This window comes from Phytopseudomonas seleniipraecipitans (genome assembly GCF_900102335.1).
GTDB classification, from domain to species: Bacteria; Pseudomonadota; Gammaproteobacteria; order Pseudomonadales; family Pseudomonadaceae; genus Aquipseudomonas; species Aquipseudomonas seleniipraecipitans.
In genome coordinates, this window is sequence record NZ_FNBM01000002.1 from 477997 (window position 1) to 504505 (window position 26509).

A 26509-nucleotide genomic window follows, 5' to 3' on the forward strand; every position below is an offset into this window, starting at 1 on the left:
GCTGTACCGCGTGATTGGGCCGCATATAGGCACCATCGCAAATCAGCGGCTTGTTGCTATGATCGCTCGCCCTCACTGGCCTGCGCCGTAATTCGGCAAAGGAACCGCTTTTCACGTGCACGGGTCGAAGGCTGCGATTTCTCATCTATTAGGTGTCCACCCATGGGCCAATGGCTCGATAGTCTGACTACCTGGCTGGCGGCTCACCCGCAGTGGCTGGGCCTGGCGATCTTCCTGATCGCGTGCATTGAATGCCTGGCCATTGCCGGCATCATTGTCCCTGGCACTGTGCTGCTGTTCGCCGTCGGCGTGATGGCCGGCAACGGTGCGCTGAGCCTCTGGGAAACCCTGGCGCTGGCATATTTTGGCGGCCTGCTTGGCGACGCTATTTCCTATGCCCTGGGCCGCTATTTCCACCAGGACATTCGCCGCCTGCCAGGCCTGCGCAGCCACCCGCAGTGGCTCAGCGGTGCGGAAAGTTACTTCGAGCGCTACGGCGTTGCCAGTCTGCTGCTAGGCCGCTACATCGGCCCGCTGCGGCCGATGCTGCCGATGGTTGCCGGCATGCTGAGCATGCCACTGGGCCGCTTCATTGCCGTGAGCATGCTCGCCGCCGCTGGCTGGGCGGTCGCCTATCTGGCGCCTGGCTGGGCAGCCGGTGCCGCGTTGCGCCTGCCACTGCCGCCGGGTTTCTGGCCACAAGCCGCGGTGGTCGCAGGCGGTCTGGCACTGCTGCTGGTGCTGACCGTACAAAGCAGCCTGCGCGAACAACACCAGGCCAGCCTCATCGCCGGCGGCCTGGGCGTAATTATGCTGCTTGCGCTGTTCGTCGGCTGGCCGCATCTCATTCAGCTGGATCAAGGGCTGATCACCCTGATTCAGGAGGAGCGCAGCCCGCGCTTCGATTATGTAGCGGTACTAATCACTCACTTCGGCGATTTCGATGTTCAGTTGGCGGTTGCCGCCCTGCTCTGCGTGCTGCTGCTAGTTGCCCGTAAATGGCAGGCCCTGCTGTTCGCGACGGGCGCCATGCTCAGCACAGCGCTGGCTAATGGCGCACTCAAGGGCCTGTTCGAAAGGGCACGCCCCGAGGTACTGCTCGAGCCGCTGCATACCTACAGTTTTCCCAGCGGCCATAGCTCGGCAGCGTTCGCCTTCTTCCTGACCCTGGCCATACTCGCGGGTCGTGGCCTGCCTGCGCGCCTGCGCCTGACCTGGATTCTGCTGGCCTGCATGCCAGCCCTCGCTATTGCGATGTCGCGGGTCTACCTGGGCGTGCATTGGCCGAGCGATATCATCGCCGGCGCCCTGCTGGCCAGCAGCCTGTGTGCGCTGAGCCTGGCGATGATGCAGCGCTTCGCGTCGCTGCCGCCGCTGCCAACGAAGGTCTGGTGGATGATCCTGCCCAGCTGCATTGCACTGCTGACCTGCATGGCGCTGTGGCGAATGTCCGCTGGAGTGGAGATCTATCGCTACTGAGCCGCACCGTCGCTCTGCAGCTGTTCGACCAGTTCTTGCAGCATGACCAGGCGCTGGGCGGCGTCTGGCTCGGCCAGCAGGCCGATCTTTTGCTCAGCGCTGAATGGCAGCAGGTAGGCGAGCTTGTCGGCCAGTTCGGCCTGGCTGTCGGCGCCACCGCCCATGTCCAGGCTGGCGACCATCGGGTGTTCGGCCAGCGCGCCAAGCAACGCGAGCAAGTCAGCATGTTCCTCTTCCAGAGACCGCTGTGGCTGTTCCTCGAGCCATTCGACGTGCGCCAGCGTCAGCTTGTCGGGCAGCACCTGCGCCTGCTTGACGTTAAACCTGCGGCCGCCCTGCACACGAATACCCAATAGCCCGTTGGGGCGCTGTTGAAAATCGGTGATAAGCGCCTCGCAGCCGGTCTGCGCGATGCGCTCGACAGCATCGCCGACCTCATCGCCTTCGACGATGCACACCACGCCAAAACCTTCGCCTTGCTTCATGCAGCGGCTAACCATATCCAGATAGCGCGCTTCGAATATCTGCAGGTCCAGCACGCAGCCGGGGAACAGGACAGTGTGCAGCGGAAATAGAGGTAGGGTCATTGCAGTTCTCAACTCAGAAAGACGATAGCCAGGGGCAGCAGGATGGCAGTGAATACGCCCATCAGGCTCATGGCCAGGGCCGCGAAGGCGCCGCATTCCTCGCTTTCCTGCATGGCGCGAGAAGTGCCGACCGCGTGGGCAGTCATGCCCAGCGCCATACCGACGGCGGCGTGGTGGTGAACGCCGCACCAGCGCAGCAACGACGGCCCGATGATCGCCCCCAGCACGCCGGTAATCATCACGAACACCGCCGCCAATGCGGCCAAGCCACCGATCTGGCTGGCTACCAGCATGGCGATTGGCGAAGTCACTGACTTGGGCGCCATGCTCATCAGCATGTTGTGCTCGGCACCCAGCAGCCAGGCCAGGCTTACGCCGAGCGCGGTGGCTATCACCCCGGCAATCAACAGCGTCAGCACGGTAGGCCAGAATATTTCGCGGATGCGTTTGAGGTTAAGGTACAACGGCACCGCCAGCGCTACGGTCGCTGGCCCCAGAAACACCGTCAGCGCCTCGGCACCGCTGTTGTATTCGGCAAAGGTCAACCCACAGAGCAGCAAAATAGCGATGACCAGCAAGGTAGAAACCAGCACCGGCTGCAGGAAAACCAGCCGGGTCTTCTCGTAGACCGCAATGGCCAGCTGATAAGCACCCAGTGTGATGCCGGCGCCAAACAGCGGATGATGGGTAACGGCCATCCAGGCGCCGTGCCAGTCGAGCATCACCCGCGCTCCCCGCGGCGTGCCTGCCGTTCGATCAGCTTTTGCATCATCCAGCCGGCGAACACCAGCGAGAGAATCAGCGACAGCACCAGCGCACCGATTACCGCCCAGAAATCGGCGACGATCGCCTCGGCATAGGCCATTACGCCCACCGCGGGCGGCACCAGCAGCAGCGGCAAGTATTTGAGCAGGCCACTGGCGGCCTGCTGGATCGGCTCATCGACCCGCCCGCGACAGAGCAGGAACCCCACCAACAGCAGCATGCCGAGGATCGGCCCCGGCAGCATCGGCAGAAACAGCGCATTGATCGCCGTGCCGAGCAGTTGGCACAGCACCAGCCAGAACAGGCCACGAAGCAGCATGAAGACTCCCCTCAGACGCTGGGGCGGGCACCCGGGCAGGGTGCGCCACCGTACAAGGCAGCCATTATAGGCAGGTAAGGCGGGCTCTCGGAACGCCGCCAGCGCTGCAGCGCCCCGCTCACTGCGTCTGCCTGGGCGTCACCAGACGCTTGCGGCATACTGCCGACATTGCTTATCTGACCTGGATGTCCCCGCATGTTCCGCCTCGCGCCTCTGGTCCTGATTCTGTCCCTCACTGCCTGCGGCCAGAGCGCCCCGCTGCTGCCGCCTGACGCCATCTTGCCGGACGGCTCGCGCTATCACGGCGACGTAGTGGATGGCCTGCTGCAGGGTGAGGGCCGCCTGGACTACGCCGACGGCAGCTGGTTCGTCGGCCACTTCCTCGACGGTCAGCGCCACGGTGCCGGTGAATGGCAGGGTGCCGATGGCCAGCACTATGTCGGCGAATTCGCGGCAGGCAGCTTCTCCGGCCAGGGCAACCTGAAAATGGCCGACGGCAGCCGTTACAGCGGCGGATTCGCCAAGGGCCGCTTCGGCGGCGAAGGCACACTGGAAGAGGCTGGCCAGACCTACCGCGGGCAATTTCGCGCCGGTCGCTTCCACGGTTTCGGCACCCTGGAGCAGACCGACGGCAGCCGCTTCCAAGGACATTTCGTGAATGGCCTGCCGGATGGTCAGGGCGTACGCGAGGACGAACTCGGCAACCAGCTGTCCGGCCATTTCGTCGGCGGCCAACTGAAGGGCGCCGGCAACTACCGCAGCAGCGAGGGCGACAGCTACGACGGTGAGCTGCAGGACAGCCTGTTCAATGGCCAGGGCCGCTACCAGAGCGCCACCGGTGATGCCTGGAGCGGCACCTTCGTGGATGGCGCCCTCACCGGCAAAGGTGAATACACCGGCAGCGACGGCAATCGCTACCAAGGGCAATTCAAGGATTGGCGCTACCAGGGTGCGGGCCTGCTGCTGCAGGCCGATGGCAGCCGTTACCAGGGGCATTTCGTCAACGGCCGCTTTCATGGCGAAGGCACCCTGACGCTTGCCGATGGCACTCGCCAACAGGGCACGTGGCAACGCGGCCTGCGCGTGCGGGACGAACACGGCCAGGCCCTGCCCGACCCACTGGAAATCGGCCTGTTGAAACAGGGCGAACTGCTCGACCAAGCCATCGCTGCGCTACCGCCGTCCACCCCGCGTAGCGAGCTCTATGCCCTCACGCTGGCCGGCGATGGCAAACAGAGCGTGTTCCTACGCGAGGCCGATTACGTCGCCAACTTGCTCACCGAACGCTTCGCCGCCCGTGGCCGCATCACCCTGGCCAACCACCGCGACCACCTGACCGACCGTCCGCTGGCGACCCGCGAGAACCTGCGCCGCGCGGTGCAGGCGATCGCCGAGCGCAGCGGCCCGGAAGACCTGGTGTTCATCTACCTGACCAGCCACGGCTCGCGCACGCACGAGCTGAATCTCGATCAGCCACGCCTGCAACTGGCCGACCTGCCGGCTGACGAGCTGGCTGGTCTGTTGCAGCCGCTGGCCGACCGCCACAAGGTGGTGGTGATTTCCGCGTGCTATTCCGGCGGTTTCATCCCGGCGCTCAAAAATGACAAGACCCTGCTGATGACCGCCGCACGGGCTGATCGGGTTTCGTTCGGCTGCTCGGAAGAGGCCGATTTCACCTACTTCGGCCGGGCGCTGTTCGCCGAAGCGCTGCAGCAGACCGATGATCTGCAACGTGCCTTCGACCTAGCTAGCGCCGCCGTCGCCGAGCGCGAGCAAGCCGAAGGCTTCGAGCCCTCCGAGCCGCAGATCTGGGCGCCCGCTGCCGTGTTGCAGCACTGGAACGCCTTGCGCGCACAGCCAAGCGCAGCGGCCTTGAACGATCAATCGGGCGCTGCCCTCTAAACTGAGTCGGTACGCAAGCCGCCGCATGCAGGTAACGTGCGTACAGAGCCCATGAATCGAAACAGCAGTCGAGGATCGACCATGTACCTGACCCCCCAGCACATTCTTCTGGCAGGCGCCTCCGGGATGACCGGCGAACACCTGCTTGATCGCCTGCTCAACGAACCCACCGTCGAGCGCGTGCTGGCACCGAGTCGCAAGCCATTGGCCGAACACCCCAACCTGGTCAACCCGGTTGGCGAGATGCTCGATTTACTGCCACAACTCGATGGCCCGATCCACACCGCCTTCTGCTGCCTGGGCAGCACCATGAAACAGGCAGGCTCGCAGGATGCATTTCGCGCAGTCGATCATGACCTGGTGCTGGCATTTGCCCAGCGCGCCCTGGAGCTGGGTGCACGGCACTTGCTGGTGGTCAGCGCCATTGGCGCCAATCCCGATTCCTCGGTGTTCTACAACCGAGTAAAGGGCGAAACCGAGGAAGCACTCAAGGCGCAGGGCTGGCCACAACTGACCCTGGCCCGGCCCTCGTTATTGCTCGGCCCTCGTAACGAATATCGCCTTGGCGAAAGCCTGGCCGCGCCGTTCATGCGTTGGCTGCCGGGCAAGCACCGAGCCATCGACGTCACCGCTCTGGCACGCGCGCTGTGGCGCCTGGCGCTGGAGGAAGACGAAGGCCTGCGGGTGGTCGAATCGGATGAGCTGCACCGCCTCGGCCGTTAGCAGCCGAGGTGTAAAACGACTCGGCGCCGCAAAAGCGGCGCCGAGTTGGGATCAGAACAGACCGATGATCCAGGCGAACCCGAACAGCACCAGCGAGAAGCCCCACATCCACCAGAACGAATAGCGGATGTGTTTGCCCATCTCCAGCCTGGCCAAGCCCAGCGCCAGCCACAGCGCGGGCGAGAACGGGCTGATGAAGGTACCGATGATGTTGCCGATCATCAGCGCGTAGACCACGCTCGGTGCCGCTACGCCATGGTGCTCGACCACTTCCATGACTACCGGCAGCAGGCCGAAATAGTAGGCGTCGGTGTTGAGCAGGAACTCCATCGGGAAGCCGAAGATACCCAGGATGATGTGCAGCTGACCGACCATGCTGCCAGGCAGCACCTTGACCAGATCCTGGGCAATGGACGTCAGCATGCCGGTGCCGGAAAGGATGCCGAGCATCGAGCCCGCTGCCAGGATGATCATGCCCATGCTCAAGGCCGCAGCAGAATGCGCTGCGATTCGCTGCATCTGCAATTTACCGCTGGGGTAATTGATCAACAGTGCCGCGCTCAGGCCGATCATGAACACGTAGCCGGCCGGCAGCACACCGGTGAACAACGCCACCAGCACCGCAAAGAACACAGCACCATTGATCCACATCCGCCCAGGGCGCTCGAGTGCGCGCTCCTCGGCGCTGATCGTATCGATGCTGCCCATATGGTCTATCTCTCCATCATCGACAACGGTGCCTCCGGTCGCCGCGATGCGTCGTTGCTCACGCCAACCGAGCAGCGCAGCCAACGCGACAAGCAGCACAACGCCGACGCCTTGAACGGCGAGCAGTGGACGCCACAATTCGGTGACATCCAGGCCGGTCACTGCGGACGAGCGGCCTAGCGGGCCCGCCCAAGGAACCATGTTGAGAATGCCGGCGCCGGTGGCCAGCAACATCAGCATCAGGTAGGGACTCATGCGCAGCTTTTTGTACAGCGGCAGCAGCGCGGGAATGGTCAGCAGAAAGGTGGTCGCGCCAGCGCCATCGAGGTGGGCGAGCATGCCGATGATCGCCGTGGCGACCGCTACGGCAATCACGTTACCGCGAGTCAGCTTGACCATGAAGCCGATGATCGGGCGAAACAGGCCGGTGTCCTGCAGCACACCGAAAAAGGTAATGGCGAAGATGAACATGGTGGCAATCGCCACCACCTTGCCAACGCCTGCGGTGAAGAATTCGGAGATCTCTTCCGGCCCGAAGCCAGCGCAAAGCGCGCCCAGCAACGGCACGACGATCAACGGCAATACGGGCGACATACGCCCGCTCAGAAGCAACACGACCAGGCAGAAAATGGTCAACAAGCCAATCAGGGTCAGCAAACCGGAGGTCTCCTATTCTTCTTGTGAGGATCGCTACACACGACACGAGCGCGACATCCTAGAGCGCCAACCTTTCGCCAACCTTTACGATAGAGCCCATAAGCCCATGTTTTGTCAGCCAATGTGTAGCGCTGAAGCTTATTGCAGACACCTGCGGACGCTGCGCTTGTTAAGCTGCCATCCCTGATATTGCTCGGAGCTGCACCATGTCCCCCAAGACCGCATTGATAATTGGTGCCTCGCGCGGCATCGGCCTGGGCCTCGTGCGCCAGCTGCATGCCGATGGCTGGCAGGTCACCGCCACGGTCCGTGACCCGTCCCGGGCAACAGACCTGCAGGCACTTCAGGGCGTGCACATCGAATCCCTGGATATCGACGATGCCGCGGCGCTGGAACGCTTGACGGTGCGCTTGAGCGGTCAGGTATTCGATCTGCTGTTCGTCAACGCCGGCATTCTCGGCCCGAACCACCAATCTGCAGCAGCCGCCACCGCCGAGGAGCTGGGCCAGCTGTTCCTGACCAACGTCACCGCGCCCATTCGCCTGGCCGAATGCCTGGTGGCTCAGCTGCGCCCGCAGAGCGGCGTGCTGGCCTTCATGAGTTCAGGGCTGGGCAGCGTGGCCAACCCCGAGGGCAACAACCTGGCGCTGTACAAGGCCAGCAAGGCAGCGCTCAATTCGCTGACCAACAGTTTTGTCTGCGAACTGCCGGGGCCACGCCCGACGGTGCTGTCGCTGCACCCAGGCTGGGTGAAGACCGACATGGGCGGCGATGGCGCGATGGTTGAAGTGGCTGACAGCTGCCGCGGCCTGATCGAACAGGTCGTGCGTTTTGCCGGCCAGGGCGGTCATCACTTCGTCGACTACCAGGGTCAGCAGATCGCCTGGTAAGCCGGCTTACAACCCCAGCATCGCCAACATGATGAAGGTGGCAAACAGCACGAAGTGCGTCATGCCCTCGATGGCGTTGGTTTCCCCATCGTTGAGGTTGATGGCGCAGACGATCAGGGTGATGAACACCATCACCGTCTGCACCGGCGTCATGGCCATCTGGAACGGCTGGTCGCTGTACAGCGCCATCGCCTCCATCACCGGCACGGTCAGGATAACTGTCGACAGCGACGCGCCGAGGGCGATATTGACCACCGATTGCATGCGGTTGGCCAACGCCGCCCGTAGCGCCGTGAGGATTTCCGGCGCGGCGGAAATCCCCGCCACCACGATGGCGGTGAGCACAGGAGGCGCGCCGGTGCCCTCGAGGCCAACGTCCAGCGCCTGGGACATCACCTCGGCGAGCACGCCGATCACCACCACGCCAAATACCAGTACGCCGACCGACCAGCCGACATTGACCTTGTGCTCGCTGCCCGCATGCACCTCGCCGCCGCGGCTCTTTTTCTCCGGGTAGGCGTAGCTGAAGAAGTAGCTGTGCGGGCCGACCTGCATGCGCAGGAACACCGCATACAGCACCAGCATCGCGCCGATGGTGAACATCGAATAAGCCTTCCAGTCGGCCTCGGGGATGAACTCGGGCACCACCATGGAAATACCCATGGCGGTGAGGATCATCACGCTGTAGCTGCGCGCGGAATCGTCGTTGTAGGACTGCTCGCCGTGCTTGATCCCGCCCATCAGGGCGGCGAGTCCAAGGATGCCGTTGATGTCGAGCATTACTGCCGAATAGATGGTGTCGCGCACCAACGTCGGTGACGCTTCATTGCTCATCATGATCGCCAGGATCACCACTTCGACCAACACCGCCGACAAGGTGAGAATCATGGTGCCGTAAGGGTCGCCAACGCGTTCCGCCAGCTGCTCGGCGTGATGGGCCACGCGCAGCGAGGCGCAGACGATGGCCGCGATCAAAGCGACTGCGCCAATCAGCGCGACACCCTGACCATGCCCCAGCACCGCATGCTCCATCGGCAGTGCGATAAGGGCGGCGAGCACGGCCAGCAGCAGCCAGTATTCCTGCTTGATGGCACTTAACATGAGCGATTCCTTGCAGACAGACGTCGATCTCTGCTCGGACTGCAACATCCAGTAAATAATTCACACCATCTGGATGCTGCGGCCGCGGCTCTGGCCGCATGCGGTTAAACTGACGGACTTACCGCTGCTGAACGAGATTGCTCCCTATGTACGATTGGCTCAACGCCCTGCCCAAGGCCGAACTGCACTTGCACCTGGAAGGTTCTCTGGAGCCCGAGCTGCTGTTCGCCCTGGCCGAGCGCAACCGCATCGCCCTGCCCTGGAACGATGTCGAGGCGCTACGCGCGGCCTACGCCTTCAACAACCTGCAGGAATTCCTCGACCTGTATTACCGGGGCGCCGACGTGTTGCGTACCGAGCAGGATTTCTACGACCTGACCTGGGCCTACCTGCTCAAGTGCAAAGAGCAGAACGTCGTACACACCGAGCCGTTCTTCGACCCGCAAACCCACACCGACCGTGGCATTCCCTTCGAGGTGGTGCTGCGCGGCATCCAGCAGGCGCTGGTGGATGGCGAAAAACAGCTGGGCATCAGCCATGGTCTGATTCTCGCCTTCCTTCGCCACCTGCCCGAAGAGCAGGCGTTCAAGACCCTGGAGCAAGCCATGCCGTTTCGCGATGCCTTTATCGCCGTCGGGCTCGACAGTTCGGAGCAGGGCTTTCCGCCGCGGCTGTTCGAGCGCGTGTTCGCCAAGGCGCGCAGCGAGGGTTTGCATGCGGTGGCGCACGCGGGCGAGGAAGGCCCGCCCGCGTACATCTGGGAGGCTTTGGATCTGCTGAAAATCCAACGCATCGACCACGGCGTGCGCGCCATCGAAGACGAGCGTTTGATGCAGCGCATTATCGACGAACAGATTCCGCTGACCGTCTGCCCGCTGTCGAACACCAAGCTCTGCGTATTCGAGCACATGGGCCAACACAACATCCTCGACATGCTCGAGCGCGGCGTGAAGGTCACGGTCAACTCGGATGACCCGGCCTACTTCGGCGGTTACGTCACCGAAAACTTCGCGGCCCTGCACCAAGGCCTGGGCATGAGCGAAGAGCAGGCCAAACGCCTGGCGCAGAACAGCCTGGATGCACGGTTGGTGTGAAACGTCGTAGCGCAGCGATACCCGGCCCTGGGTATCGCTGCGCTCCCAGGCTACGCTTTTGGGCTCGGTGGATCAGTGACCCTGGTGGTCATGCCCGCCTCCGGCGGCCGGCTCATCCTTCTGCACGGCGACTTCGACCTGCACCTTGCCGGCCTTTTCGAAGGTCAGGGTCAGCGGGAAGCGATCCCCCTCCTTGGCCTGCTGCTTCAGGTTGAACAACATCACGTGGTAACCCATGGGCGCGAACTTCACTTCGCCGCCGGCGGGAATCAGCACGTTTTGCACCTGCTGCATCTTCATCATGCCGCCCACGTGGGCATGCTCGTGAATCTCCGCCTTGCCGGCCACCGGGGTTTCGACGGTGAGCAGGCGGTCATCGGCGTCGCCCTTGTTGTGCACGACAAAGTAGGCGGCGGCGGTCGGCGCCACCGGCGGCATTTCCCGCGACCAGGGGTGGTCGATATGCAGCTCGCCAGCGTCGTATTCATGGGCGTTGGCCAGCAGGCTGGTGCTCAGCAGTACGGCAGCGAGAACGATCTTTTTCAACGACATGCTTGCTCTCCACAAACGAAATGAACGTAACGGCCGTGCCAGGAGGCACGACCTGAAATCAAGCAGTGCGACGCGACCCGAGGCGCGACAGCACAAAGAAATCCACCAGCCAGATCAGCAGCAGCGAGGCGCCGACCAGGGGAAACAGCGCGCCCAGCACGATCATGATCGCCACGCCGACCTTCCAGCGTGGCAGGTCGTGGCGCAGCGGCGGCACGCCAAGGCTGCCGCTGGGGCGACGCTTCCACCACATGACCAGACCGCTTATCGAGCTGAGCAGAATCATCAGGCACACGAAAAAAATAAACAGCTGATGCGGCAGGCCATAGAGCTTGCCCATGTGCAGCATCACGCCACTTTCCACGGCGCGGGCCGCCAGGCCGTAATCGCGCCAGCGTACATCGGCCAGCACCGCGCCGCTGTATTGGTCGATGTGCAGAGTCGCGTCATTGCGCGGGTCGTCGGCGAACACGGCGATGGTGTAGACACCCGTGGGCGTGGTCGGAAAGGTGATGCTGTAGCCCGGATGCACACCGCGCTCGCTGGCGATATCGACCACCCGCTGCACGCTGACTGTTGGGTTGGCCGTAGAGGCCGGCATGGCACCACCGTTATGCGCCGCGTGCGGATCGGACTCCGGCATCGGCGTATTTTCCAGTGCCCATGGCACGGTCTGCTTGTGGCTCTGGTTGAGCTCACCGGCCTGGCGATCCGAGGTCGGCACCTCGTCCCACATGGCCGCGGGAAAGTGGTTCCAGGCACCCGCGAACTGCTTGCCCCAGAAACCCGTCCAGGTCATGCCGGTCAGCAGCATGAACAACAACAGCAAGGCGCCCCAGAAACCGGTGACGGCATGCAGGTCGCGCCAGAACAACCGGCCACGGGCCGACAGCCGCGGCCACAGCACGCCTATTTTGCTGGTGCCACGCGGCCACCAGAGATACAGGCCAGAGACCACCAGCACCACTGCCCAGCCGGCCGCCAGTTCGATCAGGCGATCGCCCGGTGTACCGATCAGCAGGTCGGCGTGTACCGCACGCGCCAACGCCTGCAGGTTATCGTGGGCGTCCTGGGTGCCGAGGATGGCGCCGCTGTAGGGGTCGACGAACACATTGCGGGTGCGCTCGCCAACGCCAACGACGAACTGCGCGCTGTGCTCGGCGTCCACCGGTGGCAGGTACTGGCTGACACTGCCCTGCGGGTAGACCGCCTGGACCCGACCAAGCATTTCATCGGCCGTCAGCGACTGGCCGCTGGCCTCGACCTGCAGCAGGTCGGCGTACATCAGCTGGTCGAGCTGCGGTTTGAATAGGTAGATGATGCCGGTCAGCGACAGCATGATCAGAAACGGAATGACGAACAGCCCGGCGTAGAAATGCCAGCGCCAGGCCAGGTTGTAAAAGGATGGAGTCGAGTTTTTCATTGTGAGCCCGATCTTTTGCATAGCGAACTGCCGCCGCGGCAACGAGCGCGGCAAGCAACGACAGCGAAACGAAGTCAGGCGATCAGCGGCGAGGCGCGAGGGTTGGCCGAAGGCCAGAGGTATCGGACTGCTGCGCCGGGTTCGGCGTTGGGGCGAGGGTTTGCAGAGCGCTGGCGTGGCGACAGGCCCAGCAGGCCGAAGAAAGCAGCCAGCGCCAGGGCGACGAAGGAGGAGCACAGCAGGCAGCCCGGCCCGGTCGATGGCATCGGCATACCCGGCTCCACGCCGCCCATGTCCATGCCCGCATTGCCGCTGGCATCCAGTGCGCAGAAGCCACCGTCCATCCCGCTGAGCTGCAGACCGGTCATTTGCCCGTGACCAATGGCACAGGCGAACGCGCTGAACAGGACGCTGAAATACAGCACCCAGGCGAGCAACGAGCGGTCGGAGCGGGACAGGTTCATGGGCGGCGATTCTAGTGGCTGTGGCCAGTCAGGTGCTGCGGTGGATTGCCGCAGCACGGCGGCGGTTCAGGTTTTATCACGAGCGGCAGGCTGATGAAAAATCCGGGCGATGCGTTTGCCTCACGCTGGTGGGCACCCACCGTCAGCGATCCCAAGGCGCCTGGGCCAACAATTCAGTGCAACGGGCCTGCACGAACTCGCGGAGTAAATGCACCGGTTTGCTCAGTTGCTCGCGATGTGCGCAGATCAGATTGAGCGGGGTCGGCTCACCCAATACGTGCGGCAAAAGAATCTTCAAGCGCCCGGCCTGCACGTCACCAGCCACGTCCAGCCAGGACTTGTACACCACGCCGGCGCCGGCTAACGCCCAACGGCGCACCACATCGGCATCGTCACTGAGCCGGTCACCAGCTACCTGCAAGCTGTGTTCGCCATCGGCGGTGTGGAAGCGCCAGCGCTCGTAGGCGCGCCCGCCGAGCATGTAGATCAGGCAGTTGTGCTCGCGCAGCTCGCTGATCTGCCACGGCTCGCCATGGGCCTGCAGATAAGCCGGCGCCGCACACAGCACCCGCCGGTTACAAGCCGCCACTGGCAGCGCCACCAGGCTGGAGTCTTCCGGCTCGCCATAGCGCAGGGCGATATCCACCGGCTCGCGAAACAGGTCGGTCACCCGGTCGCCAAGCAGCAGCCTCAGCTGCACCTGCGAGTGGTTATGCATGAAGGTATCGAGCCACGGCAGCAGCGTGTTGCGCCCGAAGTCGGAGGGCACCGAGAGCTGCAACGGGCCACTGATAGTGGATTTGCTGCCCGCCAACTGCTGGCGGCCCGCTTCCAGGCTCTGCAGGGCTTGCCGCGCATGCACCAGAAACGCCTCGCCCTCGGCCGTCAGGCGCAGGCTACGGGTTGAGCGGGCGAACAGGCGTGCCTGCAGTTGCTGCTCGAGGCGTTTGAGGCCGGCGCTGGCCACCGCGGGCGAGATATCGAGCAGCCGCGCGGCGGCGGACAGGCTGCCAACTTCGGCAGTGCGCACGAATACCTGCAGATCATCCAGACGCAACACGGCCGCTCACTTTCAAAAAAATATTGAAAGAGACTCTACTTGCACGCTGTTTTTCTTGCCACGCAAATAAACGAGCATGACTGACCTTACAGCGGAGCCTCACCATGACCCTGACACTGGTTGCCACCATCACCGCCCTGAGCGGCCAGACCGACGCCGTCGAAGCCGGGCTGCGCCAACTGGTCAGCGCCAGCCGTGCCGAAGCCGGCTGCCTGCAGTACGACCTGCACCGTCACCAGGACGATGCCAATGTGTTCGTGATGATCGAGCAGTGGCAGGACAGCGCCGCCCTCGCCTTCCACCAGGGCACCGACCATTACCGCCACTTCAAGGCCACCTGCGGCGACGCGCTGCAGGGTGTCGCCTTGCAACCCCTGAACCGTATCGCCTGATTCCGAGGAAGCTCATGAAAGCCGTCGCCTACCACCAGTCACTGCCCATCGATAACCCGCAGGCCTTGCAGGACGTGCAACTGGACGCGCCGACAGCCGGCCCGCGTGACCTGCTCGTCGAGGTCAGGGCCATCTCCGTCAACCCGGTCGACACCAAGATCCGCCGCAACGTGGCGCCGGACGCTGGCCAGGCCAAGGTGCTCGGCTGGGATGCCGCTGGCGTGGTCAAGGCGGTCGGCAGCGACGTCACCCTGTTCAAGGTCGGCGATGAGGTGTCCTACGCGGGCGCCATCAATCGCGCTGGGGCCAATAGCGAGTTGCACGCGGTGGATGAGCGCATCGTCGGTCGCAAGCCACGCAGCCTGCCGTTCGCCGAAGCCGCGGCCATGCCGCTGACCGCGATCACCGCCTGGGAGTTGCTGTTCGACCGCCTGCAGGTGGCCGACGGCACGGCCGACCAGGGCCAGAGCCTGCTGGTCGTCGGTGCGGCCGGTGGCGTCGGCTCGATGCTCGTGCAACTGGCGCGGCAGCTCACCGGGCTGACCGTGATTGGGACGGCCTCGCGGCCAGAAACCAAAGCCTGGGTACGCGAGCTGGGCGCCCACCACGTCATCGATCACAGCCTGCCGCTAAGCGAGGAACTGGCGCGCCTCGGAGTGCCGCAGGTCACTTACGTGGCCAGCCTGACGCAGACCGACCAGCACTACGACCAGCTGGTCGAAGCCCTGGCGCCGCAGGGCCGCTTGGCGCTGATCGACGATCCGCTGCAGCCGCTGGACGTGATGAAGCTCAAGCGCAAGAGCATTTCCCTGCACTGGGAGCTGATGTTCACTCGCTCGCTGTTCGAAACCCCGGACATGCTCGAACAGCACCGTTTACTTAACCGGGTTGCCGACCTGGTGGATGCCGGCACCCTGAAAACCACCCTGGGTGAACACTTCGGCACCATCAACGCCGACAACCTGCGCCGCGCCCACGCCCTGCTGGAGAGCGGCACCGCCAAAGGCAAGATCGTGCTCGAAGGCTTCTGACCGAGGCCGGGCCCCGTTGGATGGATGACGCTGTTTCATCCACCACCACGGTGAATGATGTGGACGGATAAAGCGTCGTCCGCCCTACGAAGATGTTGCGCTAGCGAATCGTGCGCAATGATCCTCGGCCGGCAAAGCGGCGGTATACCAGACGTAATCCGCCTGCTCTGCCGTGACTGGTTTGCCAACTTCGGACAGGATCAGCACCTGCGCGCCCTCCGCCGATCCCAGATCACGTAAGTGCAGCGGCACGCCCAGGTCGCGCCTTACATGGAAGGCGCCCGCCAACAGCATTGCCGGTTTGGGCGCGGCCAGCAGGCGTTCGGCCATGCGCCGGTCTCGTTGCTGCTGCACGGCGAGCATCGCCGGTAGCTGGCTGATCGGCAGTTTGTCGCAATGAGATTCGCGAATCTGTGCCAGCAGCCGTTCACGTACCGCCGCTGCTGTCGACGCATCGCCTGACAGAGCAGGCGGTCGCTGGTAGATGGCCATGATCTCGGCACGGTCGAGATTCGCCGCGCGCAGCCCATAATCCTGAGCCAGGCCATGGCGCACAATCGGCCCATACAGCGACCACGGCCAGCCATTGGTCCACTCCAGCGCCTTGGCCAGGTTATCGATCTGCCGGCCTTCCCTGAGCTGCATCGCCACATTGTCGGCCAACGGCTGCTGGCTTGACGCAAGCATCTCCAGTAGCAGACTGCCTTGATCACGACGCGCTTCCAGGGCATGCAGCAGCCACAGCTGTAGCGCGTGATGGTCAGGGTTGTCGTGCTGCTCACCGACCAGCACCCGAGGCGCGCCAGCCAGTCGCTCCACCAGTTGCTGGGGCGTCAGCCGTTGGCCGCTACGCAGGTCATGAATCTGCCCCAGCTCGGCCTGCCCGCGACCTTCGGGGCTTTGCCAGTCGGGTAAAGGGGCCGGCGCAGGCTGGCTCTGGCACGCGCCGAGCATCAGCACGGCGCACAGCAGGAGATATCGCATAAGGGCTCCTTAGCGGGCAACGATAAGCGGATGGCCGCGCTCGGGATGCCGTTGCACCAGCACCTCGAGGCCAAATACCGCGTGCAGCGGCTCGGCACGCAACACTTCGTCGGACGTGCCAATGGCGTGGGCGCGACCATCATTAAGCAACAGCAGGCGGTCGCAGTAGCGCGCGGCCAGGTTCAGGTCATGCAGGATCACCAGCACCGCCGCGCCCTCTTCGGCAAAGCGCCGTACGGCCTGCAGCGTGGTGTGCTGGTGCAGGGGGTCGAGCATCGAAGTGGGCTCGTCGAGCAGCAGCGTCTGCTCGACACCGCCCGGCCACAGCTGGGCCAGCACCCGTGCCAGGTGCACGCGCTGGCGCTCGCCGCCGGACAATTCCAGGTAGCTACGCTCGGCCAGGTGCTCGGCATCGGCGGCCTGCAGCGCTTCACGAACGATCTCGGCATCACGGGCCTGGCCAGTGCCGTGGGGCATGCGGCCCATGATCACCACATCGCTGACCCGAAAGCCGAAGCTCAGCGACGAACTCTGCGGCAGCACCGCCAGGCGCCGCGCGCGCTCCACACCCTGCCAGTCACTCAACGGCCGGTCACCGAGCCACACCTCGCCGCTGGCCGGATTCAGTTCGCCACACAAGGCGTCGAGCAGCGTGCTCTTGCCGGCGCCATTCGGGCCGAGTACGCCCAGGACTTCGCCGGGCTGCAGCTTAAGGTCGATATCGACCAGCACCTGTTTGTCGCCGCGTTGAATCGACAGCTTGCGTGCACTGAGCATCAGGTGCGCCCCCGCAGCAGCAGATACAGAAAGAACGGCGCGCCAATCAGCGCGGTAACGATGCCGATGGGCAGCTCGGCCGGTGACAGGATCAGCCGGGCGAACAGGTCGGCGAGCAGCAACAAGCTGGCCCCGGCCAGTGCCGAAGCCGGTAGCAGCACGCGGTGATCTGGGCCGACCAGCAGGCGCACCAGGTGCGGCACCACCAGGCCGATAAAGCCGATCATCCCGGCCGCTGCCACCGCCGCGCCGACACCCAGCGCCGTGCAAAACACCAGCTCCCGTTTCAGCCGCTCGACCGCGACGCCCAGGTGGCGCGCCTCTGATTCGCCGAGCAGCAGGGCATTCAGCGCCTGGGCGCGGCGCGGCAGCCACAGCGCCACGGCCAGCGTTACCAGCAGCAGCGGCCAAAGCCGCGCATAGCTGGCACCGTTGAGGCTGCCGAGGTTCCAGAAGGTCAGGGTGCGTAACGTGGCGTCGTCGGCCAGGTAGGTGAACAAGCCGATGCAGGCAAATGCCAGCGCGTTGAGGGCGATGCCGGCAAGCAGCATGGTGGTCACGCTGGTCTGGCCGTTGCGACGGCCCAGGCGATAGACCAGCGCAGTCACCACCAGGCCACCGAGAAAGGCGCACAGCGACAACAGATAGGGCGCGAACAACTCGGGAATGCCACCCAACGCCGCGCCACCGACAATGGCGACAGCCGCGCCGAGCGCGGCACCGCTGGACACGCCGATCAGGCCGGGGTCAGCCAGCGGGTTGCGAAACAGCCCCTGCATCGCTACCCCACACAACGCCAGCACAGCGCCGACGGCCAGACCCAGCAAGGTGCGCGGCATGCGGATCTGGCCGAGAATCAGCTCGGCCTGCTGCAGGCCTTCATCGTCAAGCGGCAGGCCCGCCAGGCGCAACGCCGCCCGAACAGTATCGCCAAGCGGCAGGCTGACCGGCCCGAGCGCCAGCGACAGCCATAATGCGAGCGCCAGCAGCAGGCTCAGTGCAATAAACAGTGAGCGGGGGCTGATCACCGCTTTCATGGGGTGGCGGCAGGAAGCGGCGTGCGGCTGGGGTAGAAGGCGGCGGACAGTGCGGCGAGCCCAGCCGGAACACGCGGGCCGAGACCGCCGACCAGCAAGGTCGGGTCGATCGCCACCAGGCGCCCTTCCCGCCCGGCCTTCGTCGATGCCAGCGCCGGGTTATGCTTGAGCAGCGCCTGCTTGGCTTCGTCACCACTGAGACGGCGGTCGGCAAAAATCACCACCTCGGGGTCCAGTGCCAGCAGCGCCTCGGTGGACAACGCTTTGTAGCCATCGTGGGTGGTCAGGTTCCTGCCACCGGCACGCTCGATCATCCACGCCGCAGCGGTGTCCTGCCCGCCGGCCATCGGGCTGCTGCCCGCGTGCCCGAGCAACAACAGCACGGTTGGCGCCTCAATCTCGGCCTTGGCTTTGGCGACCCAGTCAGCCTGCTCGCCGAGTTGAGCCTGGTAAGCAGTGAAGACGCGCTCGGCACGCGCCTGGTCGCCAAGCAGTGCGCCGATACGCTGCAGGTTGCCCTGCAGCACCTGCAGATCAGCGTCCGCCGAGAGGGCTTCGACCTTGACGCCAGCGGCCGCCAATTGCGCCAGCACGGGCGGCGGGCCCATCTCCTCGGTGCCAAGCAGCACATCGGGGTTCAGGGCCAGGATGCCTTCCGCGGCCAACTGGCGCTGATAGCCCACGCTCGGCAGTTTCTGCAGGGCGGCGGGGTGCTGACTGGTGGTGTCGACGCCGACCAGCTTGCTCTCACCGCCCAACGCGACCACCCATTCGCTGAGTGATCCGCCCGCGCTGACCCAGCGCTGGGGCAGGTTCTCGGCGCTCGCCACCAGCGGCGACAGCAGGCTGGCGAACAAGGCGAATACGGCGATGGGGCGGGTCATGGATCAGGCTCCAGTTGGATCAGGAAAGTCTCAGGCAGGGCCAAGCGGCGATGGCCAGGGCTGCCAGTGTAGCCGCAGTCACGCCGACTGCGGCCCTCAGGCATTCAAAGCTGGCGTCTCTTCGGCCAGTCGACGCCAATCTTCGCGCTCCGGCACGCCGGGCTTGCGCGCGCCGAAGAGCTGCAGGATCAACTCGCCCTGGGCATCGAAAGCTTCCCAGCTGGTGATCACCCCGTCGCTGCTCGGCTTGCGCACCCGCCACAGCTCATGGATGTCGTGGGCCTTGAGGTGCAGGTTGAACTGTGGATCGAGCACGTTGAACCAGGTGTCCATCCAGCGCAAATTGCTCACTGGCCCGGTGTGGATTTGAATGCAGTGCCGGTTGCCGACAAACACCATGATCGGCACCTCGGTCGCCGCGGCCCGCTCGAAAAGCCCAGGCAAGGCATCGGGCGCCAGCGCCTCGGCCCACTCGCGACCCGCCAGGCGTAACGCCTGAGTACGCGTGGCACCATGGGTTTTGAGCAGCGCGAAGAAATGATGGGTGTCTTTGAGCGTTGACCAGCCGACACGCAGTGCGTCGGTATCGATTTGCTCATCCGCACGGCGCGGTGTCGGCTCGGCAAGGGGTATCAGCTCGAGCTCGGCGCTTTGCTGCTCGTCACGAAAGCGCTCGACCAGCGGCGCCCAGGCTGCCGACTCGCTCTGTTCGGTGAGGTACACCTTGTGCACTGCCACGCCCTGCTGATCGAACACCTGAACGCTACGCAGCACCCCGCGCGGCCCTGGTTCCTCGACGGCGAATACGCTGGCCCAGCCACCGAGAAACAGGCGCAGATCGATATCGGCGGACACCACCAGGCCTATCTGCCCGTTACCCGCCACTGTCACCTCGCGGTACACGCCCTTGCGCTCATGCACGCAGGATGCGTTGCGGGTCAGCGCCATCACCTGGCCGAGTTCGCCAAGCGCCGGCAACAGCGATGCCCACTCGGGGCGCAGGCGCACAGTATCGACCGCTAGCCGGCTGGCGGTCAGCTCAGCCTCGCTGACGCCCAGCTGCGCCGCCGCATCCCGAGCCCGCAGGTGCGGCTGCTTGGCACGCAAAATCTGCCACGAGGCGTACAGGCTGTTGCTGGCTGCGGCTTGCTCACTCATTGCTTCAACTCCTATGAAGTCGCGCTGGCCAAGCGCGGAACCGACAACGGAAAGGGGAAAAGGCCAGCTTTTGCAGGCAACGCCTCGCAAATCTTGGCACATCTTAAATGTTATGAGATCTCGTTTACAAACGATAATCACTAGCATTAAATACAGCGCCAGTGCTTCACTCGTTTATCGACATGATCAAGGAGAACCGCATGTCGTCCTTCCCGCCTTTCCCGCCCTTCCCGCTTCGCTCTTGCCTGGCCATGCTGCTGTTGACGCCAACCTTCACCTACGCCGCCCAGACGCTGCAGTTGGAGAAGACCACCATCAGCGCGACACGCACCGAACAGAGCACCGACAGCGTGCCGAATACCGTGTCGGTGCTCGACCAACAGGACATCGACCGCAAGACAGTGAAGAACATCAGGGATCTGGTGCGTTACGAACCAGGCGTGTCGGTCAGCGGTACTGGCAGCCGCTTCGGCCTGGCCGGGTTCACCATTCGAGGCATTGGCGGCAACCGCATTCTCACCCAGGTGGATGGCGTGCCGATGCCGGACGCCTTTGCCTTCGGCCCATTCCTCGATGCGCGCCGCAACTACGTCGACCCGGACACGCTCAAGCGCGTCGAGATCATCCGCGGCCCGGCCAGTTCGCTGTATGGCAGTGATGCCATCGGCGGCGCCGTCAGCTTCCTGACCAAGGACGCCGCCGATTACCTGCAACCCGGTGACGATGCCTATGCACGCTTCAAGACCGGCTATGACGGCGCCGACGACAGCTGGTCGCGCAGCGCAACCTTCGCCGGTCGCCAGGGCTCGGTAGATGGCCTGCTGCACTTGGGGCGACGTGACGGCCAGGCACTCGACACCCATGGCGGCCAAGGCGGGATCGGCGCCAGCCGCGAAGAGGCCAACCATCAGGACTACACGGCCAACAACCTGCTCGCCAAGCTCGGCTGGAACTACCTCGACGACGACCGTCTGCAACTGACTTACGAGCGCTACGAAGACGATGCCGATACCCGGGTGCTCAGTGAATACAGCCCTACGGCCACGGTGCGTACATCCGATGCCACCGACAACACGGATCGCCAGCGCGTCAGCCTGCAACACACGTTCGCCCTGGCAACGCCGATCAGCGACCGTGCCGAGTGGCAACTGAGCTATCAGCAAAGCCAGATTCGCCAGCGCACCTACCAGCAGCGTTTCAGCGGCGGCAGCCTGCGTGAACGCAGCCGCGACTCGACCTATCAGGAAGACCTCTGGGCCTTCAACGCCAAGCTCGACAAAACATTCGAAACCGGGCCGGCCAGCCACCGGCTGATCTACGGGCTGGATCTCAAACGTCAGGAAAGCAGCGACCTGCGCAGAGGCCGTGAAGTATTCGCGAGCAGCGGTCTGCCGGTTCCGGCAATTCCCGGCGATGAAACCTTCCCGCTCAGCGACTTCCCGGACCCGACCTCGACCGAGTATGCGTTCTTCGTTCAGGACAACGTCGAGATCGGTCGCTGGACGCTGCTGCCAGGCCTGCGCTACGACCACTACGAGATGAAACCGCAGGTCACGCAGCACTATCTGAATAGCCAACCGATCAACCGCAACCCCGCTGACTACCGTGACGAGGCCATCTCGCCCAAGCTCGGTGTCACCTATCAGCTCGATGAGGCGCACAGCGTCTACGGTCAGTACGCCGCCGGCTTCCGGGCTCCAAATGCGGTGGATATCTTCGGCGAGTTCATCAACTTCGCCCGTAATTACCAGACCATCGCCAACCCGAGCCTCAAGCCGGAAACCAGCGACAGTTACGAGATTGGCGTGCGCGGCCAGTACCAGTCCGGCGCCTTTGGCGTGGCACTGTTCTACAACCGCTACGACGATTTCATCGAACAGGTGACGCTGGCCAGCGACCCGACGGGCGCAGGGCGCATGACCTTCCAGTATCAGAACCTGGACCGCGTCACCATTCGCGGCGCGGAAGCACGCGGCGAACTGTTCCTCGACAGCTTCGGTATGCCGGCTGGCAGCCGTCTGCGCAGCGCCATTGCCTATGCGCGCGGCAAGGACGAAGCCAGCGGGCAGCCGATCAACAGTGTCGACCCGCTCAAGGCGGTACTCGGGTTGGGCTACGACGCCCCGAGTGGTCAGTTTGGCGGCGAACTTACCTGGACGGTTGCCGCCGCCAAGGAACGCGTCGACCACACCCAGATCGCCAATCAATTCGAGCCATCGGGCTACGGCACGCTCGACCTCAGCGCTTATTGGAACGTCGGTTCGGGCGTCTCGGTGAATGCCGGCCTGTTCAACCTGACTGACAAACAGTACTGGCAATGGGGCGACGTGCGCAGCCTTACCGAGAACAGCCCCAGCCTGGGCCGCTACTCCCAACCGGGCCGCCATGCAGCCTTTAACCTGATCTGGGAGATCTGAGCCCATTCGCGCAAGGACGCGTGCCCTTTTCCATCGCCAGGCCGATACGGGATAATCCCCGCTCTGGCCTGGAGATAGCGATGATTCGTTTGTGCGCCCCGCATGAGCTTGCCGAAGCTCACAGCCGGGGCTTTGTCGTTGATGAGCTGCAAGTGGTTGCCGTGCGCAAGGACGGCGACGTGTTCGTGTACCGCAACCGCTGCCCGCACCGCGGCGTTGCGCTGGAGTGGCAAGCCGACCAGTTTCTCGACGACAGCGCCAGCCTGATCCGCTGCGCCCGGCATGGCGCGCTGTTCCTGATCGAATCCGGTGAATGCGTGGCGGGGCCGTGCGAGGGCGATGCGCTGCAGGTGATCAGCAGCAAAGAAGACGCGGACGGGATCTGGGTCGACCTGTAGAGCAAAACCTGGGTATCGCTTCGCTCAACGCCAGGCTACAGAAGCATGCCGGCGGGACGCGGCCCCGTAGCCTGGGTGGAGCGCAGCGATACCGGGAACGGTCTCTACGTCAGCAACACATCCAGCCGCCTGACCACCTCGATGCCTTGCGGCGAGATATCCACGCCATACGCCAACACCTCAACACCCGCCTGCACGGCATCCCTCAACGCCGCCGCGTAGGCCGGGTCGATTTCCTCGGCCGCACGCACCGCCTCGATACCGGACAGGTTGACGCAATACAGCTGCACGGCGCGCACACCGCTGCGTGCCAGCGCCGCGAGTTCGCGCAAATGCTTGGCGCCGCGCTCGGTGCGCGCATCGGGAAAGGCCGCCACCGCGCTGTCGGCAAAGCCCAGGGTGACGCTCTTCACTTCGACGAAGGCCACGCCGCTGGCGTATTCCAGGCAGAAATCCACCCTGCTGCGCTCCACGCCATATGGCACCTCGCGGCGCAGGGCGCTGAAACCGGCCAGCTCGCTGATCAGCCCGGCACGCAGCGCCTCTTCGATCAGGCCGTTGGCCCGCGCGGTGTTGATACAGGCCAGGCGGCCATGAGGCGTTTCACCGATCTCCCAGGTGCCCGGCAGCTTGCGCTTCGGGTCATTGGAACGGCTGAACCACACCCGGCAGCCCTCGCTCATGCAATTGAGCATCGAGCCGGTGTTCGGGCAGTGGATGGTCAGCAGCTCGCCGGCGGCGGTTTCGATATCGGCGAGAAAGCGCTTGTAACGGCGCAGCAGGCGGGCTTCCTCGAGCGGTGGATCAAATCGCATCGGCATTCCAGCGTTTCAGGCCACGGGCGATGCGCTCAACGGCCTCCTCAAGGCGCGACAGGCTTTGCGTGTAGGCGAAACGCACATGATGCCCGGCCCGATAGCGGCCGAAGTCCAGCCCCGGGGTGAATGCCACATGCTGGTTTTCCAGAAAGTACTGGCAAAAGGCGTAGGCATCGCCGCCGAAGGCGCTTATGTCCGCATATAGATAGAAGGCGCCTTGCGGCTCGACGGCAATTGCGAAGCCCAGCTCGCGCAACGCTGGCAGCAGAAAGTCGCGACGCTCGGCAAAGGCAGCGCGGCGCTCTTCGAGAATGGCCAGGGTCTGCGGCTCGAAACAGGCCAGCGCCGCGTGCTGGGCCATGCTCGGCGCGCTGATGTAGAGGTTCTGCGCCAGCTTTTCCAGGTCGCCCACCGCCTCCTCGGGCGCCACCAGCCAGCCCAGGCGCCAACCGGTCATGCCGAAATACTTGGAGAAACTGTTGAGCACGAAGGCGTCGTCGTCGACCTCCAGCACACTGCTGGCATCCACGCCGTAGGTCAGGCCGTGATAGATCTCGTCGACCACCAGATGGCCGCCGCGCGCTTTCAGCGCCTGCGACAACGCGGCCAGTTCCTGCGCGCTCAGCAAGGTACCGGTGGGATTGGCGGGCGAGGCCAGCAAGGCGCCGACACTGTCGTCATTCCAATACTCGGCCACCGCCTGCGGCGTCAGTTGATAGCGCTCTTCAGGCCCGACCGGCACCAGTTGCGCAGCACCCTCCACCAGTCGCAAAAAATGCCGGTTGCAGGGGTAGCCCGGGTCCGCCAGCAGCCAGTGCTTGCCAGGGTCGACCAGCAGGCTGGCGGCCAGCAGCAAGGCGCCGGAGCCGCCGGGAGTGATCAGAATGCGCTGTGGGTCTATGTCGAGCCGATAGCGTTGCGCGTAGAAAGCGGCAATCGCCTCACGCAGGGCGGGCAGCCCACGCGCCGCGGTGTATCGCGTGTGCCCTGCCGCCAGGGCCGCCTGCCCAGCCGCAACAATAGGCGCGGCAGTCGTAAAATCCGGCTCGCCGATTTCCAGATGGATGACGTCATGCCCCTCGGTCTGCAACTGGTTGGCCCGCGCCAGCAGGGCCATGACATGAAACGGTTCGATCGCGCGACTGCGGGCGCTGTAGAGCTGGGCCATGAGGGACGCCTTGGGATGCCTGATAAAGGTGGAATTCTATCAGGACGGCTCTGTCATACCGTGCCAATGGGGGATAGAAACACGTGTTTACACTGCGACTGCACAAGCCGTTCAGCAGATAGGCTGAGGCCTCGAGCGGCTGTTAGTGTCTGTGGTTAAGCAGGCGAAGACGCTCTAACGAAGCAAGACGCACAACCACGGCATGCAGGAGTGGCGCGGCTTGAGTCGATCTGGTAAGTTCGCCGGCTTGCAGTCGCAGGGCCGTTATTGTAAACGGCACGGAACCATTCCCTGCGCGGTGGATTAGAGAGAGTGAGAGGCGGTCATCCATGCCCATCAAAGCAAAAGCAACAAACGGCCAATTGATTCGTGGCTTCGAACCCTACAAGGAAACAAAGGGCGAGGAGTACATGAGCGAGGCGATGCGCGCCCACTTCACCGGCATCCTGAACAAATGGAAGCTGGAGCTGATGCAGGAAGTCGATCGTACCGTGCACCACATGCAGGACGAGGCAGCCAACTTCCCGGATCCGGCAGACCGTGCCAGCCAGGAAGAAGAGTTCAGCCTGGAACTGCGTGCCCGTGATCGCGAGCGCAAGCTGATCAAGAAGATCGACGAAACGCTGCAGCTGATCGAGGACGAAGACTACGGCTGGTGCGACTCCTGTGGCGTCGAGATCGGCATTCGCCGTCTGGAAGCCCGCCCCACCGCCACCCTTTGCATCGATTGCAAGACATTGGCGGAAATCAAGGAAAAACAGGTCGGCTCCTGAGTCGACTGAACGGGGCGCTTAGGCGCCCCGTTTCGTTTCCCCCCTCCGTAAACGCCCTCATGTCCAACCCAACCTACGTCGGCCGTTTCGCCCCCACGCCCAGTGGCTATCTGCACTTTGGCTCGCTGGTGGCCGCCCTCGCTTCCTACCTCGATGCCCGCTCCGTCGGCGGCCGCTGGCTGCTGCGCATGGAAGACCTCGACCCGCCCCGGGAAGTCCCCGGTGCGCAGGCTGCCATCCTGCAAACACTGGAATGCTACGGCCTGCACTGGGACGGTGAAGTCGTACGCCAGAGCGAGCGCCATGCCGAGTATGAAGCGCTGGTGCAACGCCTGTTCGATCAGGGCCTGGCCTACGCCTGCACCTGTTCGCGCAAGCAGCTCGAAGGCAGCGGCGGTATCTACCCCGGCCACTGCGCTAATGCCGGCCACGGCCGTCACGACGCCGCCATCCGCCTGCGCGTGCCACAACTGATCTACCGCTTCACCGACCGGGTGCAGGGCGAGTATAGCCAGCACCTGGGCCGCGAAGTGGGCGATTTCGTCATCTGCCGTCGTGACGGTCTGTACGCGTACCAGCTCGCGGTCGTCCTCGATGACGCCTGGCAGGGCGTCAACAACGTGGTGCGTGGGGCCGACCTGCTCGACTCGACGCCACGGCAGCTTTATCTGCAGGAACTGCTCGGCCTGTCCCAGCCGCGCTACCTGCACGTGCCCCTGATTATCCAGCCCGATGGTCACAAGCTCGGCAAATCCTACCGTTCGCCGCCCCTGCCAGAAGACCAAGCCACACCCTTGCTGCTTCGCGCCCTGCGCGCGCTCGGCCAGGCGGTGCCGGATGAGCTCGCCGATGCCAGCGCCGAAGAACTGCTGCAGTGGAGCGCCCGCCACTGGGACGCCACTCGCATCCCCCGCTCCCGCAGCCTGGCGGAAAGCCAGTTGCGCTGAT

Annotated in this window: 27 protein-coding genes; 11 read left to right on the top strand and 16 right to left on the bottom strand. The window is 64.2% G+C overall.

Features of this window, described 5'->3' with window-relative positions; all coding sequences use genetic code 11:
* Nucleotides 1-162 precede the first annotated feature (162 nt).
* On the top strand, nucleotides 163-1479 hold the full coding sequence (locus BLS60_RS07040; RefSeq protein WP_092366245.1) for a bifunctional DedA family/phosphatase PAP2 family protein: 1317 nt from the start codon (nucleotides 163-165) through the stop codon (nucleotides 1477-1479).
* Here the strand turns inward: BLS60_RS07040 and BLS60_RS07045 are convergent.
* Genes BLS60_RS07045 through BLS60_RS07055 form a run of 3 tightly spaced genes read right to left on the bottom strand, consistent with a single transcriptional unit; the run spans nucleotide 1473 to nucleotide 3150 of the window.
* Nucleotides 1473-2066 (bottom strand): LON peptidase substrate-binding domain-containing protein, encoded by a 594-nt coding sequence (locus tag BLS60_RS07045; protein WP_092366248.1) that lies wholly within the window; start codon nucleotides 2064-2066, stop codon nucleotides 1473-1475. The two genes, BLS60_RS07040 and BLS60_RS07045, sit on opposite strands and share 7 nt — an antisense overlap.
* 8 nt (nucleotides 2067-2074) lie before the next feature.
* The gene (locus BLS60_RS07050) at nucleotides 2075-2788 is read right to left on the bottom strand and encodes an LrgB family protein (RefSeq protein WP_070880758.1); all 714 of its coding nucleotides are present in this window, start codon (nucleotides 2786-2788) and stop codon (nucleotides 2075-2077) included.
* Nucleotides 2788-3150 (bottom strand): CidA/LrgA family protein, encoded by a 363-nt coding sequence (locus BLS60_RS07055; RefSeq protein WP_092366251.1) that lies wholly within the window; start codon nucleotides 3148-3150, stop codon nucleotides 2788-2790. The genes BLS60_RS07050 and BLS60_RS07055 overlap by 1 nt, the downstream gene beginning before the upstream one ends.
* Before the next feature lie 195 nt (nucleotides 3151-3345).
* On the opposite strand from BLS60_RS07055, the gene BLS60_RS07060 reads away from it, so the two are divergent.
* Entirely contained in the window at nucleotides 3346-5052 is a 1707-nt protein-coding gene (locus tag BLS60_RS07060) for a C13 family peptidase (RefSeq protein WP_092366254.1), read from the top strand.
* Nucleotides 5053-5133: 81 nt separating this feature from the next.
* Nucleotides 5134-5775, top strand: a complete 642-nt coding sequence (locus BLS60_RS07065) for an oxidoreductase (protein WP_092366257.1) — start codon at nucleotides 5134-5136, stop codon at nucleotides 5773-5775.
* Between the two features lie 51 nt (nucleotides 5776-5826).
* On the opposite strand, the gene BLS60_RS07070 is transcribed toward BLS60_RS07065, so the two are convergent.
* Nucleotides 5827-7140: a CitMHS family transporter gene (locus tag BLS60_RS07070; protein ID WP_092366259.1), complete on the bottom strand. Its 1314-nt coding sequence runs from the start codon at nucleotides 7138-7140 to the stop codon at nucleotides 5827-5829.
* A 206-nt stretch (nucleotides 7141-7346) separates the two neighbouring features.
* On the opposite strand from BLS60_RS07070, the gene BLS60_RS07075 reads away from it, so the two are divergent.
* Nucleotides 7347-8030 (top strand): SDR family oxidoreductase, encoded by a 684-nt coding sequence (locus tag BLS60_RS07075; RefSeq protein ID WP_092366262.1) that lies wholly within the window; start codon nucleotides 7347-7349, stop codon nucleotides 8028-8030.
* 6 nt (nucleotides 8031-8036) lie between these two features.
* Here the strand turns inward: BLS60_RS07075 and BLS60_RS07080 are convergent, their stop codons facing one another.
* The gene (locus BLS60_RS07080) at nucleotides 8037-9131 is read right to left on the bottom strand and encodes a calcium:cation antiporter (protein WP_092366265.1); all 1095 of its coding nucleotides are present in this window, start codon (nucleotides 9129-9131) and stop codon (nucleotides 8037-8039) included.
* 146 nt (nucleotides 9132-9277) lie between these two features.
* Between BLS60_RS07080 and BLS60_RS07085 the strand changes: the two genes are divergently transcribed.
* On the top strand, nucleotides 9278-10225 hold the full coding sequence (locus BLS60_RS07085; RefSeq protein WP_092366268.1) for an adenosine deaminase: 948 nt from the start codon (nucleotides 9278-9280) through the stop codon (nucleotides 10223-10225).
* A gap of 72 nt (nucleotides 10226-10297) precedes the next feature.
* Here the strand turns inward: BLS60_RS07085 and BLS60_RS07090 are convergent, their stop codons facing one another.
* From BLS60_RS07090 to BLS60_RS07105, 4 genes are all read right to left on the bottom strand, one after another.
* Entirely contained in the window at nucleotides 10298-10777 is a 480-nt protein-coding gene (locus BLS60_RS07090) for a copper chaperone PCu(A)C (protein WP_092366271.1), read from the bottom strand.
* Nucleotides 10778-10835: 58 nt separating this feature from the next.
* Nucleotides 10836-12200, bottom strand: coding sequence for a PepSY-associated TM helix domain-containing protein (locus tag BLS60_RS07095; protein WP_092366274.1), 1365 nt, complete (start codon nucleotides 12198-12200; stop codon nucleotides 10836-10838).
* Between the two features lie 74 nt (nucleotides 12201-12274).
* Nucleotides 12275-12664: a DUF2946 domain-containing protein gene (locus BLS60_RS07100; protein ID WP_070880748.1), complete on the bottom strand. Its 390-nt coding sequence runs from the start codon at nucleotides 12662-12664 to the stop codon at nucleotides 12275-12277.
* Between the two features lie 142 nt (nucleotides 12665-12806).
* Nucleotides 12807-13724 carry a LysR family transcriptional regulator gene (locus tag BLS60_RS07105; protein ID WP_092366277.1) on the bottom strand — a complete coding sequence of 306 codons (918 nt, stop codon included), beginning with the start codon at nucleotides 13722-13724 and terminating at the stop codon, nucleotides 12807-12809.
* Nucleotides 13725-13828: 104 nt separating this feature from the next.
* Here BLS60_RS07105 and BLS60_RS07110 point away from each other — a divergent pair, with 104 nt between their 5' ends.
* Both BLS60_RS07110 and BLS60_RS07115 read left to right on the top strand, forming a co-directional pair.
* A complete protein-coding gene (locus tag BLS60_RS07110; RefSeq protein WP_092366280.1) occupies nucleotides 13829-14116 on the top strand; it encodes a putative quinol monooxygenase in 288 nt (95 codons plus the stop codon).
* A 14-nt stretch (nucleotides 14117-14130) separates the two neighbouring features.
* The gene (locus BLS60_RS07115; RefSeq protein WP_092366283.1) at nucleotides 14131-15147 is read left to right on the top strand and encodes a zinc-binding alcohol dehydrogenase family protein; all 1017 of its coding nucleotides are present in this window, start codon (nucleotides 14131-14133) and stop codon (nucleotides 15145-15147) included.
* 84 nt (nucleotides 15148-15231) lie between these two features.
* Here BLS60_RS07115 and BLS60_RS07120 read toward each other — a convergent pair whose 3' ends face one another.
* The 5 genes from BLS60_RS07120 to BLS60_RS07140 form a co-directional block, all read right to left on the bottom strand.
* A complete protein-coding gene (locus BLS60_RS07120) occupies nucleotides 15232-16131 on the bottom strand; it encodes a ChaN family lipoprotein (RefSeq protein WP_092366286.1) in 900 nt (299 codons plus the stop codon).
* A 9-nt stretch (nucleotides 16132-16140) separates the two neighbouring features.
* Nucleotides 16141-16908, bottom strand: a complete 768-nt coding sequence (locus BLS60_RS07125) for a heme ABC transporter ATP-binding protein (protein WP_092366289.1) — start codon at nucleotides 16906-16908, stop codon at nucleotides 16141-16143.
* Nucleotides 16908-17945, bottom strand: coding sequence for a FecCD family ABC transporter permease (locus tag BLS60_RS07130; RefSeq protein ID WP_092366292.1), 1038 nt, complete (start codon nucleotides 17943-17945; stop codon nucleotides 16908-16910). Before BLS60_RS07130 ends, BLS60_RS07125 begins: the two co-directional genes overlap by 1 nt.
* On the bottom strand, nucleotides 17942-18829 hold the full coding sequence (locus BLS60_RS07135; protein WP_092366294.1) for a heme/hemin ABC transporter substrate-binding protein: 888 nt from the start codon (nucleotides 18827-18829) through the stop codon (nucleotides 17942-17944). The genes BLS60_RS07130 and BLS60_RS07135 overlap by 4 nt, the downstream gene beginning before the upstream one ends.
* Before the next feature lie 96 nt (nucleotides 18830-18925).
* Nucleotides 18926-19987, bottom strand: a complete 1062-nt coding sequence (locus BLS60_RS07140; RefSeq protein WP_092366297.1) for a hemin-degrading factor — start codon at nucleotides 19985-19987, stop codon at nucleotides 18926-18928.
* Between the two features lie 200 nt (nucleotides 19988-20187).
* Between BLS60_RS07140 and BLS60_RS07145 the strand changes: the two genes are divergently transcribed.
* Both BLS60_RS07145 and BLS60_RS07150 read left to right on the top strand, forming a co-directional pair.
* The gene (locus BLS60_RS07145; protein ID WP_092366300.1) at nucleotides 20188-22404 is read left to right on the top strand and encodes a TonB-dependent hemoglobin/transferrin/lactoferrin family receptor; all 2217 of its coding nucleotides are present in this window, start codon (nucleotides 20188-20190) and stop codon (nucleotides 22402-22404) included.
* Nucleotides 22405-22484: 80 nt separating this feature from the next.
* Nucleotides 22485-22802: a Rieske (2Fe-2S) protein gene (locus tag BLS60_RS07150; protein ID WP_092366303.1), complete on the top strand. Its 318-nt coding sequence runs from the start codon at nucleotides 22485-22487 to the stop codon at nucleotides 22800-22802.
* A gap of 104 nt (nucleotides 22803-22906) precedes the next feature.
* Here the strand turns inward: BLS60_RS07150 and sfsA are convergent, their stop codons facing one another.
* Nucleotides 22907-23617, bottom strand: coding sequence for a DNA/RNA nuclease SfsA (gene sfsA, locus BLS60_RS07155; RefSeq protein WP_092366305.1), 711 nt, complete (start codon nucleotides 23615-23617; stop codon nucleotides 22907-22909).
* The gene (locus BLS60_RS07160; protein WP_092366308.1) at nucleotides 23607-24788 is read right to left on the bottom strand and encodes a pyridoxal phosphate-dependent aminotransferase; all 1182 of its coding nucleotides are present in this window, start codon (nucleotides 24786-24788) and stop codon (nucleotides 23607-23609) included. The genes sfsA and BLS60_RS07160 overlap by 11 nt, the downstream gene beginning before the upstream one ends.
* 329 nt (nucleotides 24789-25117) lie before the next feature.
* Between BLS60_RS07160 and dksA the strand changes: the two genes are divergently transcribed.
* Together dksA and gluQRS are read left to right on the top strand one after the other, a co-directional pair.
* Nucleotides 25118-25561, top strand: a complete 444-nt coding sequence (gene dksA / locus BLS60_RS07165; RefSeq protein WP_042554833.1) for an RNA polymerase-binding protein DksA — start codon at nucleotides 25118-25120, stop codon at nucleotides 25559-25561.
* 59 nt (nucleotides 25562-25620) lie between these two features.
* Nucleotides 25621-26508 (top strand): tRNA glutamyl-Q(34) synthetase GluQRS, encoded by an 888-nt coding sequence (gene gluQRS / locus BLS60_RS07170; RefSeq protein WP_092366311.1) that lies wholly within the window; start codon nucleotides 25621-25623, stop codon nucleotides 26506-26508.
* Nucleotide 26509: the final 1 nt, after the last annotated feature.

Bases quoted from the DNA above. Each gene is read 5' to 3' on its own strand.
- BLS60_RS07110 (WP_092366280.1), top strand. From the start codon at position 13,829: ATGACCCTGACACTGGTTGCCACCATCACCGCCCTGAGCGGCCAGACC.
- BLS60_RS07085 (WP_092366268.1), top strand. From the start codon at position 9,278: ATGTACGATTGGCTCAACGCCCTGCCCAAGGCCGAACTGCACTTGCAC.
- BLS60_RS07080 (WP_092366265.1), bottom strand. From the start codon at position 9,131: ATGTTAAGTGCCATCAAGCAGGAATACTGGCTGCTGCTGGCCGTGCTC.
- BLS60_RS07115 (WP_092366283.1), top strand. From the start codon at position 14,131: ATGAAAGCCGTCGCCTACCACCAGTCACTGCCCATCGATAACCCGCAG.
- BLS60_RS07090 (WP_092366271.1), bottom strand. From the start codon at position 10,777: ATGTCGTTGAAAAAGATCGTTCTCGCTGCCGTACTGCTGAGCACCAGC.
- sfsA (WP_092366305.1), bottom strand. From the start codon at position 23,617: ATGCGATTTGATCCACCGCTCGAGGAAGCCCGCCTGCTGCGCCGTTAC.
- BLS60_RS07050 (WP_070880758.1), bottom strand. From the start codon at position 2,788: ATGCTCGACTGGCACGGCGCCTGGATGGCCGTTACCCATCATCCGCTG.
- gluQRS (WP_092366311.1), top strand. From the start codon at position 25,621: ATGTCCAACCCAACCTACGTCGGCCGTTTCGCCCCCACGCCCAGTGGC.
- dksA (WP_042554833.1), top strand. From the start codon at position 25,118: ATGCCCATCAAAGCAAAAGCAACAAACGGCCAATTGATTCGTGGCTTC.
- BLS60_RS07150 (WP_092366303.1), top strand. From the start codon at position 22,485: ATGATTCGTTTGTGCGCCCCGCATGAGCTTGCCGAAGCTCACAGCCGG.
- BLS60_RS07145 (WP_092366300.1), top strand. From the start codon at position 20,188: ATGTCGTCCTTCCCGCCTTTCCCGCCCTTCCCGCTTCGCTCTTGCCTG.
- BLS60_RS07045 (WP_092366248.1), bottom strand. From the start codon at position 2,066: ATGACCCTACCTCTATTTCCGCTGCACACTGTCCTGTTCCCCGGCTGC.
- BLS60_RS07065 (WP_092366257.1), top strand. From the start codon at position 5,134: ATGTACCTGACCCCCCAGCACATTCTTCTGGCAGGCGCCTCCGGGATG.
- BLS60_RS07125 (WP_092366289.1), bottom strand. From the start codon at position 16,908: ATGCTCAGTGCACGCAAGCTGTCGATTCAACGCGGCGACAAACAGGTG.
- BLS60_RS07120 (WP_092366286.1), bottom strand. From the start codon at position 16,131: ATGCGATATCTCCTGCTGTGCGCCGTGCTGATGCTCGGCGCGTGCCAG.
- BLS60_RS07130 (WP_092366292.1), bottom strand. From the start codon at position 17,945: ATGAAAGCGGTGATCAGCCCCCGCTCACTGTTTATTGCACTGAGCCTG.
- BLS60_RS07140 (WP_092366297.1), bottom strand. From the start codon at position 19,987: ATGAGTGAGCAAGCCGCAGCCAGCAACAGCCTGTACGCCTCGTGGCAG.
- BLS60_RS07100 (WP_070880748.1), bottom strand. From the start codon at position 12,664: ATGAACCTGTCCCGCTCCGACCGCTCGTTGCTCGCCTGGGTGCTGTAT.
- BLS60_RS07040 (WP_092366245.1), top strand. From the start codon at position 163: ATGGGCCAATGGCTCGATAGTCTGACTACCTGGCTGGCGGCTCACCCG.
- BLS60_RS07135 (WP_092366294.1), bottom strand. From the start codon at position 18,829: ATGACCCGCCCCATCGCCGTATTCGCCTTGTTCGCCAGCCTGCTGTCG.
- BLS60_RS07075 (WP_092366262.1), top strand. From the start codon at position 7,347: ATGTCCCCCAAGACCGCATTGATAATTGGTGCCTCGCGCGGCATCGGC.
- BLS60_RS07055 (WP_092366251.1), bottom strand. From the start codon at position 3,150: ATGCTGCTTCGTGGCCTGTTCTGGCTGGTGCTGTGCCAACTGCTCGGC.
- BLS60_RS07095 (WP_092366274.1), bottom strand. From the start codon at position 12,200: ATGAAAAACTCGACTCCATCCTTTTACAACCTGGCCTGGCGCTGGCAT.
- BLS60_RS07160 (WP_092366308.1), bottom strand. From the start codon at position 24,788: ATGGCCCAGCTCTACAGCGCCCGCAGTCGCGCGATCGAACCGTTTCAT.
- BLS60_RS07060 (WP_092366254.1), top strand. From the start codon at position 3,346: ATGTTCCGCCTCGCGCCTCTGGTCCTGATTCTGTCCCTCACTGCCTGC.